Raw genomic sequence first — 8,689 nt, 5'->3', positions numbered from 1 at the left:
GCGCGCCGCGCGCGCGCCCCCGCGCGCCTCCGAGAGCGCCGCGATCATCACCGTGGCGGCGTCGGACGCGCCCGGCGGTGCCGTGTCGGCCACCGCGACGAGGGCGCGGGACGAGGCGTTGCGGCCGTTGTCCGAGGCCGTGCGGCGGGCCAGGCTCGCGGCGGTGGACGAAGCTGTCCGGGTCCTTTCGGATCAGGGGGCCGGCCGCCATTAGGCGGTAACACTCGTCGAATGTTCGACGACCATTCGGTGATCTTCGAAATGATTCGCCGGACCCCTGGGGCACGTCGGATCGAATATTTCGACTCCGAACTTGCTCCCCAGTCGACCCGGCAATCCGCTGAACAGGCTACCCGAGTAAGGGCCGTTTGCCCGTCCGAATCGATTCCGGGCGAACCCGCACCACGAATTCCATCGGTCTCCGAAGGTCCGTCACCGCAGGTCAGGGCTTCGAACGGCTGATCCGCGCACGGGTATAGACGCGGATTATGCCCAGGTCAACCCCTCGTCAACACGAGGTGTCGTGCGTTACGGTACGTCTGGGAGCGCTCCCAGCCACTCGTTTCGGTCTCGCGTCGAATCCCGATCGGTGGATCCCTGGGAGCGCTCCCAGATGGCGGGTTGCTCGCAAGGAGGCGATGCATGAGTCTGCGCACGTTCGTACGTTCCCGGAAAATGGCCGGGGCATTGGCGATGACCTCGGTGGCGGCCCTGTCCGTTGCCGGGGTGGTGGCTTCGACGGCCACCGCCAATGCAGCCCCCGGTTGCCGGGTGGCGTATCAGATCTCGAGTCAGTGGCAAGGCGGATTCGGCGCCAATGTCACGGTCACCAACCTGGGTGACGCCATTTCCGGCGGTTGGACGCTGGAGTGGGACTTCGCCGCCGGCCAGACGGTCCAGCAGGGCTGGAACGGCACGTTCTCCCAGTCCGGGAGCCGCGTGACGGTCAAGAGCCCGTCCTGGGCCGGAAACCTCGGCACCGGCGCGTCGGTCACGCCCGGCTTCAACGGTTCGTGGAACGGGTCCAACCCGGCGCCCACGCAGTTCCGCCTCAACGGAACGGTGTGCACGGGCAACATCACCACCACGACGACGACGTCGACCACGACCAGCACCACCACGTCGACCACGACGTCGACCACGACCACTACCACCACCACGGGTAACAACCCCGGTGGCAAGGTCGACAACCCGTACGTCGGCGCGGGCGTGTACGTGAACCCGCTGTGGTCGGCTCAGGCCGCCGCCGAGCCGGGTGGCTCGCGAATCGCGAACCAGCCCACCGGTGTGTGGTTCGACCGGATCAGCTCGCTCAGCGGCAACGGCTCGCCGACGACGGGCAACATGGGCTTGGCCGCCCACCTCGACGAGGCCGAGAAGCAGCGCGCGGCCCGCTCGGACGGTCAGCTCGTCTTCCAGTTCGTCGTCTACAACCTGCCCGGTCGCGACTGCGCCGCGCTGGCCTCCAACGGTGAGCTCGGCGCGACCGAGATCGGCCGCTACAAGACCGAGTACATCGACAAGATCGCCAGCATCATCAGCGACTCGAAGTACTCGAAGCTGCGCATCGTCCCGGTCATCGAGATCGACTCGCTGCCGAACCTGGTCACCAACGTCTCGCCGCGCGCCACGGCCGTGCCGAACTGCGACACGATGAAGGCCAACGGCAACTACGTCGAGGGTGTCTCGTACGCCGTCGGCAAGCTGGGCGCGATCTCGAACGTCTACAACTACCTCGACTCCGGCCACCACGGCTGGATCGGGTGGGGCGACACCGTTCCGGAGTACGACAACTTCTACGCCTCGGCGAAGATGATGGCGTCCATCCTGGGCAAGAACGGTGCCACCAAGGACAAGGTCCACGGCTTCATCACCAACACGGCGAACTACTCCGCGCTGGAGGAGCCGTACTGGACGGTGGACGACGTCGTCGGCGGCGCAGTGGTGAAGGAGCGGGCCAAGTGGGTCGACTGGAACGACTTCAACGGTGAGCTCGGCTTCGCCACGGCGATGCGCGCCGAGCTGGTCAAGCAGGGCTTCGACAGCGGCATCGGCATGCTGATCGACACCTCGCGCAACGGCTGGGGTGGCGCCAACCGGCCCACCGCGAAGTCGACCTCGACCAACGTGGACGACTACGTGAACCAGTCGCGCATCGACCGCCGCGCCCAGAAGGGCAACTGGTGCAACCAGTCCGGCGCCGGTCTGGGTGAGCGGCCGAAGGCCGCGCCGAAGCCGTACATCGACGCCTACGTCTGGATCAAGCCGCCGGGTGAGTCCGACGGTGCGTCCAGCGAGATCCCGAACGACGAGGGCAAGGGCTTCGACCGCATGTGCGACCCGACCTACGGTGGCAACGTGCGCAACGGCAACAACCCCTCGGGCGCTCTGCCGAACGCCCCGCTCTCGGGCCACTGGTTCTCGGCCCAGTTCCAGGAGCTCATGAAGAACGCCTACCCGGCGCTCTGAATCGACTCAACGAGTACCACCACGCAGCCTGACCTGCACGGACGATATTTTCGGCAAGCACAACCTCAAGGCCGAGATCGTGGTCATCTGGGACAACCTCAACACCCATATCAGCGCCGCAATGCGAGACCTGGCCGCCAGGCGGGGCTGGCTGCACGTCATCCAGCTTCCCGCCTACGCGCCGACCTCAACCCCACCGAAGGCGTCTGGTCACACGTCAAACGCAGCCTGGGCAACCTCGCCGTCACCAACGTGGACCACCTGGCCGACATCGTGCGCAACCGACTCAAACGCATCCAGCACCGACCCGAACTCCTGACCGGCATCACCCTCGCCCCAGAGCCACCCTAATCCTGACCATTCAAGTTCTGTAACTGACAGTGTTCGCCCCTCTGTGGCAGTATGGTCCATCGGAAGTGAGGAGCGGAATGGCTGCGGTTTTCGTCAGTCATCGCTTGGCCGACGCGCATGCCGCCGAGCGGCTTGCGGTCGAGCTGCGATGGCATGGGCATGAGGTGTGGCTCGACGAGTGGGAGATCGGTCTGGGCGACTCGATCGTCGAAAAAATGGACCAAGGGCTTACGAGGTCGACTTACCTTGTCTTGTGCTATTCGGCTGCTGGCTCGATCAGTCCATGGATGGGGAGAGAGTGGATGTCTGCCCTAGCTCGCCAGCTCGACGGTGTTAGCGTCCGGATCCTGCCGGTGCGCCTGACCGGCGGCACCCCGCCCGCTATTCTCGCCGACATTAAATACGCGGATCTTACAGTGAATTGGGCTGCTGGCGTGGCCGCCCTGTGCGCCGCTATTAGGTGACCATATGCGTCGACAACCAGTGTACGTGGTCTATGCCGAAGGAGAGGAGGCGCAGGCGGAGCTGCTGGCACAGCCGCTGCGTGAGGCTGGTTACGACGTCACGCACAATGGGACTGTGGTCGTTGGCGAGTCGTTGATCGCTTCAGCGATGCGGGCGGTGACAGGTGGTACCCCGGTTGTGCTGTGCGCGACGGCGAGGGCCTCTGGCAGCGCCTGGGCACATCAGATTGTTAACGCGGGCCACTCCGGGGGCCGGATACAGGTGTTCGTCGTGCAGATGGAAAGCCAGGCGTATGTCGAACACTTGGCGCTGCGCAACAAAGTGGCACGTTACTGTGATGATTCGGCCGCCGCTGTGCGCGACCTGCTGGCCGCGCTGGCCAAGCACTTCCCCCCAACTGGTTCGTCTGCGCCTGTCCAGGCAGAGTGGATCAGTGAACGCATGGACGCCCCACTAGGTCGCAATGCTCTCGACATCGAGGCTGTGCAACGATTTCGCGACGAATTACGGCCGGAGGTCACAGCACGGCACCCCGCCACGTTGGAGCCCTGGGAGTTCCTCGAACGTGCTGGTCTGGCTGTGGCCGGAGAGTTGACCGTGACCGGGGTACTGTTGTTCGGCCGAAACCCGACGGCGGTGCTTCCTGCAGCGGCGGTGAAGTGCGTGCGTTACCACGGCATGGATCGTTCCGCACTGCGTTATACCGAGACCTTCGAGGGGGTTGTGCCCGACCAGATTACCTTGGCTCGGGATTTCGTTGCTCGGCACGTGCGTCGCGGCGAACTTCCGAGCCGGGATCAGGTGCGCTCGGTCGACGTGTACGACTATCCAATGATCGCCGTGCGTGAGATTATTGCCAACGCTTTGGTGCACCGCGACTACAGTACGACCGACATCTGCGTGCACATTCGGCTTTTCCATGATCGATTGGAGATCAGTAGCCCTGGTTCCTGGCTCGGCCGGAATATTGCAGACGGTGCCGAGTTGAGTCTCGCGGAATTAGAAGGCCAGTCGATCAAGCGTAACTTCCGTCTCGCTCATGTGCTGTCCTGGGTCCGCTTGGTGGAAGGCGAGGGCAGTGGCATCCCTACCAGCCTGCGGGACTGTGCCCAGACGCAGTCGGAACCACCTACCGTTCGCTATGACCAAAGCGTCGTTACAATCACGTTGAAGCCTCGGTCGTCAGGTTCCATAGCGCTTCACACTCATGATGGAACCGCATACCAGCAATTTAATGTCGTTACTCCGTCGCGGGAAGTGGCTTGGCCGGTGCGGGTGGGAGTTCCACCACAGGTGGTAGAGCATTTTCAGGACCGCTCGGCCATGACCCAGATTAGCGAAACACTTTCGATAGAAAAAGACACTGCCATGGCAGGTATCTCCCCGGCTTCGGCTGTTGTGGTGTCAGGGCTTGGTGGAGTGGGAAAGTCCCAGCTTGCTGCGCGGTACGCATGGTCGTTGTGGGCAGAACCAAAAGTGGATGTGGCGGTGTGGGTTTCTGCAGTATCACGTGATGCAGTCGTGACTGCCTTTGCAAATACGGCAAAACGGGTGTTGCATGAGCAGGATTCGGAAGTTTTCGGCAGAACGCCAGAGTTTGCAGCAGAATCACTCCTAGAGTGGCTGGCAAGTACGGGGCGACGATGGCTGGTCGTACTCGATGACGTGCAAAACCCAGCCGATCTCATGGGCTTGTGGCCACCCCAGAGTGATACAGGCCAGTTCGTCGTGACAACTCGTCGTCGTGACGCGCAGCTTCATGCCGGGCGTCGGATGATCGAGTTGAACGTATTCACCCGCGACGAGGCTGTGGCCTACCTCGCCGATATGTTGACCAACACCACCGACGACGCCGACCGAGACCAGTTGGAGAGCTTGGCTGAAGAGTTGGGGCGGTTGCCCTTGGCGCTGTCACAGGCGGCGGCATACCTTATCGACCACCCTTTGCTCACAATCGCCGACTATCGAGCCATGCTGGCCGACCGGCGTCGCACACTAGCCGAACTGATGCCTGCCGAGAGTGAACTGTTCGTTGAACGTCAGCAGACGTTGGCTGCAACGTGGTCGTTGTCGATCGAACGCGCCGACCAGGCCGACGGCGCCACACGACCAAGCGGTGCGGGCCTGGCCCGACCGCTACTTGAAATCGCCAGCCTGTTGGACCCCAACGGTACCCCGCTCGATGTGTTCACTACCTGGCCTGTTCTACAACATCTCGCGACCTGCGTGGACCGTGAGGTGGGCTCAGATGATGTCCGCGACGGGCTAACCCGACTGCACCGGTTCAACCTGATTACTCTCACCCCCGACCTCCCAGTCCGCGGGGTGGCGGTGCACGCATTGGTTCAACGCGCCGTCCGCGACACCATCACTGCTGACCGAAACCATGATCTGGCGCATGTCGTGGCCGATGCGTTGCTCGAAGCATGGCCTGAAATCGACAGCCAGCAGCCCGCACTCACCCAGGCGCTGCGTTCCTGCGCCAACACGCTTCATACCTGGACAGTGCCCTCGCTATGGTATTCCCGCGGTCATCTTCTACTGTTCCGCGTGGGCCGTTCAGCAGGCGAGTCCGGACAACCTACGACTGCCACTACTTACTTTCAGCGTCTCCAAGATCAAGCCATCACATACCTCGGGCCGGATCACCCGGATACGCTGACCACGCGAAACGACCTCGCTTACTGGCGGGGCCATGCGGGAGACGCTGTGGGTGCCGCTGAGGCGCTCGCCGAACTGCTGACCGATCGCCTGCGGGTTTTGGGGCCGGATCACCCGGATACGCTGACCACGCGAAACGACCTCGCTAATGTCTACGAGTCGGCGGGTGATGCGGGTCGGGCGATCCCGCTATACGAGGCCACCCTCACCGACGCCAAACGGGTGCTGGGCCCCGACCACCCCACGACCAGAAAGATTCGATCAAACCTCGAGAATGTGCGGTCGAGCTGAGGCCGATTCAGCCCGGTTGTCACTAAACGACTGGCAGTAGTGCCGAACCGTCGAACGCACGTTCATCGGCATGACAGTGCATTTGTCCGTACCTGACTGGCAGCGTGCGATCACCTCGCTGTAGAAGCTGTGACAGCACGCGAGGCTGCGGGGCGGGTTGCTCCGGCGTAGTCGTCGCCGTTGTATCGGTGGTTGTCGATCTGTACGGGTTGGCCGAAGGTCGGGGCGTTGATCATGAGCCTGTTGCCGATGTAGAGGCCGACATGGTGGATGTCGCTGAGTGTGCCGTAGTAGACGAGGTCGCCCGGCAGCAGCGGTTGCCCGGCGGGGACGCGTGTGGGGTGTCAAAAGTCGGCCGCATGCTCTGAACTGCGGTTAGGCTGCTGCAGGTTCGTACTCGTTGATCAGGCCGCCGAGGACTGGTCGGCGGCGTATTGAGGCGTAGTCCGGCTCTGCGATCGGCCGGTCCGGTCGTGGTGGTGCGAGCTGTAGGGCTTGGTGTGGTCGGCGGTGGTTGTAGTGGGAGGTGTAGCGGTTGAGTACCGCTCGCAGGTGGTGTTCGTTGATGATGAGCAGTCGGTCGGTGACTTCGCGTCGGACGGTGCCGACGAACCGCTCGGCGTGGGCGTTGGCTCGCGGACACCGTGGTGGGATCTTCACGACCCGGATGCCTGCGCCGGAGAAAACCGCGTCGAACGAGGCGGTGAACTGGCCGGCCCGGTCGCGGATGAGGAACCGGAGGTCGTCTGTCCGGTCGCCGAGGTCCATGAGCAGGTTGCGGGCTTGTTGCGTGGTCCAAGGGCCGTTCGGGTTCGTGGTGGTGCCGAGGATGTGGACGTAGCGGGTAGCGACTTCCATCACGAAGAACACGTACACGCGTTTTAGGGTGACGGCGCAGTCGACATGGAAGAAGTCGCAGGCCAGCATGCTCGCGGCCTGCGCGTGCAGGAATCGTCGCCAGGAGGTGTCGGTGTCGCGCTGGGGCGCGGGCGGTACTCGCAGGCGCGTGAGCACGCGGCGAACCGTTGCAGCGGCTACCCGGTGGCCGAGCTTGAGCAGTTCGCCCTGGATCCGGCGGTAGCCCCACCCGGCGTTCTCTCGTGCCATCCGCTCGATCAACGCCACGACGGCGTCGTCGACCGGTGGGCGGCCGGTCCGGTTGGGATAGGTCCACTTCTTCGCGACCAGGCGTCGGTGCCAGCGTAGGAGGGTCCCCGGTGTCACCAACCGGTGTTGCCGTAACCAGGCGGGTAGGCGTCGCGCCAACGCGGCGAGCATCGCGCGATCGTGTGAGGTGTCAATAGTCGGCCACACGAGCTGACCTGCGCTTATGCTGCTATGGTCCATGCTCGTTGATCAGGCCGTCGAGGGTGGTTCGGCGGTGTATCGGCGTGTGGACCGGTGGTCTGCGAAGGCTAGTGCTGGGCCTGTCGGTCATGAGTGTCTTTCAGACACCGTCGCCGCGGTGGCTTCCGGGCGGGTGATCAACGGCCGGGGAACGCTCGTGGTGGTTTGGCGTTAGGGTGGGTCATGGCCTCTCCTGCTGCGTCGGTGCCCGCCGGTGGCGATCCGGTGGCGCCTGCGGCTGATCCGGTGGCGCCTGCGGCTGATCCGGTGGCGATCCGGGCTGCGTTGACGCCGATGCTGGTGGCGGAGTTCGATCGTGAGTGGGAGTTGGTGTTGGAGCGGGCCAAGGTGTCGAAGGACTTGGCCGGGATACGGGATCTGTTGGGCAAGTGGCGGCACATCGCCTACGGCGAGTTGCGCGACCCGGGCTCGTACTACCGGATGTTGGCCAAGGCCGAGCAGGTCCAGCGCCTGGGTGCCAATCCGGACGCGGTGTCGTTGGAGGAGATGAAGGCGCTGCTGCGCGAGCGGCAGAGGCGGGCCGAGTAGCCGGTGTATCGCGTCGTGCCCGACGCGGCGAGCCTGGAGCAGGTTGCCGCGCTGCCGGTGGAAGCGCTGTCGGCGTATGCCGAGGTGCTGGCGGTGTTGGAGTTGCAGCCGTGGAACGGCCGTCCGCAACATGAGGCCAATCCCGGCGCGGCGGTGCGGTACTGGAGCTTCGGACCGGATGGGGTGGGTCAGGTCGTGTACTTGATCCTGGAGGAGCAGCGCGAGGTGCACCTGCTGCTGGTGCAGTGGCTGGGCTGATCCTGTCGGCTGCGGGGGTTGCGCTTGCCGGAATGTCGTCCGTGCGAGTCGGGCGGCAATTCACGACTTCCAGGAGCACGCAGGAGCGGGCTATGGGAGCAGAATGGGAGCCGTTGGATGCGTTCAACGGCATTGAATCGCATTCAACGGCGCCCAATAGCCGCGTTTTTCCTGCGCGAATTCTATTTGTGCTGGTGGGGACGTTATTCCGGCTTCATTCACACCGAAGAGGTCACTGGTTCGATCCCAGTATCGCCCACAGTGGGTTTTGCCTGGTCAACGGCTCGTAGACGATCTT

At 63.8% G+C, this 8,689-nt stretch carries 6 protein-coding genes and 2 pseudogenes; 6 read left to right on the top strand and 2 right to left on the bottom strand.

All coding sequences use genetic code 11. The annotated features are described in order from the left end of the window. From AB0G02_RS22005 to AB0G02_RS21990, 4 genes and pseudogenes are all read left to right on the top strand, one after another. Positions 1 to 214, top strand: a pseudogene (locus AB0G02_RS22005) (hypothetical protein); the annotation flags it as partial. A 557-nt stretch (positions 215 to 771) separates the two neighbouring features. After that, positions 772 to 2,469, top strand: coding sequence for a glycoside hydrolase family 6 protein (locus tag AB0G02_RS22000; RefSeq protein WP_360797316.1), 1,698 nt, complete (start codon positions 772 to 774; stop codon positions 2,467 to 2,469). Between the two features lie 428 nt (positions 2,470 to 2,897). After that, a complete protein-coding gene (locus AB0G02_RS21995) occupies positions 2,898 to 3,284 on the top strand; it encodes a toll/interleukin-1 receptor domain-containing protein (RefSeq protein ID WP_360797314.1) in 387 nt (128 codons plus the stop codon). Between the two features lie 19 nt (positions 3,285 to 3,303). Continuing rightward, positions 3,304 to 6,237 (top strand): tetratricopeptide repeat protein, encoded by a 2,934-nt coding sequence (locus AB0G02_RS21990; protein ID WP_360797312.1) that lies wholly within the window; start codon positions 3,304 to 3,306, stop codon positions 6,235 to 6,237. Between the two features lie 110 nt (positions 6,238 to 6,347). Here AB0G02_RS21990 and AB0G02_RS21985 read toward each other — a convergent pair. Next, positions 6,348 to 6,569, bottom strand: a pseudogene (locus AB0G02_RS21985) (NlpC/P60 family protein); the annotation flags it as partial. 43 nt (positions 6,570 to 6,612) lie between these two features. Then, positions 6,613 to 7,515, bottom strand: a complete 903-nt coding sequence (locus tag AB0G02_RS21980; protein ID WP_360797310.1) for an integrase core domain-containing protein — start codon at positions 7,513 to 7,515, stop codon at positions 6,613 to 6,615. 252 nt (positions 7,516 to 7,767) lie between these two features. Here AB0G02_RS21980 and AB0G02_RS21975 point away from each other — a divergent pair, with 252 nt between their 5' ends. After that, positions 7,768 to 8,133: a DUF6247 family protein gene (locus AB0G02_RS21975; RefSeq protein WP_360797308.1), complete on the top strand. Its 366-nt coding sequence runs from the start codon at positions 7,768 to 7,770 to the stop codon at positions 8,131 to 8,133. 3 nt (positions 8,134 to 8,136) lie between these two features. Further along, positions 8,137 to 8,391 (top strand): hypothetical protein, encoded by a 255-nt coding sequence (locus tag AB0G02_RS21970; RefSeq protein ID WP_360797306.1) that lies wholly within the window; start codon positions 8,137 to 8,139, stop codon positions 8,389 to 8,391. The last annotated feature ends 298 nt before the right edge of the window (positions 8,392 to 8,689 follow it).

It is taken from the genome of Actinosynnema sp. NPDC023658, from assembly GCF_040639995.1.
Lineage (GTDB): Bacteria > Actinomycetota > Actinomycetes > Mycobacteriales > Pseudonocardiaceae > Actinosynnema.
The sequence above is the reverse complement of the archived record's forward strand: the minus strand, read 5'-3'. Positions and strand labels throughout refer to the sequence as shown.